Origin of the sequence: Streptomyces sp. TRM68367, assembly GCF_014495685.1 — a bacterium.
Lineage (GTDB): Bacteria > Actinomycetota > Actinomycetes > Streptomycetales > Streptomycetaceae > Streptomyces.
The window spans coordinates 3183-3421 of the sequence record NZ_JACTVI010000222.1 but is presented as its reverse complement, the minus strand read 5'-3'; the positions used below and the strand labels follow the sequence as shown (position 1 = coordinate 3421).

The 239-nt window shown below is 72.0% G+C and carries 1 protein-coding gene; it reads left to right on the top strand.

The genetic code is table 11. From position 1 onward, the window contains the following. Positions 1-239: transposase family protein (locus tag H8R17_RS48430; protein WP_262506046.1), on the top strand; the 239-nt coding region annotated here is incomplete at both ends.

Below are 239 nucleotides of genomic sequence, written 5' to 3'. Positions count from 1 at the left end.
CCGCGCTGGAGCGTGCGAAGGCAGCCGGGCTCACGCATCTGAACCTCGACGGCACCGTCATCCGCACCGACCGTGTCGCCGCCCCCGGACCCAACGGCGCCGACCTCTGGTGGTCCGGAAAACACAAGCACCATGGCGGGAACGTGCAGGTCATCGCCACCCCGGACGGCTGGCCGATCTGGGTCTCGCCGGTCCGCCCGGGCCTGGAGCACGACACCACCTGCGCCCGCCACCACGGA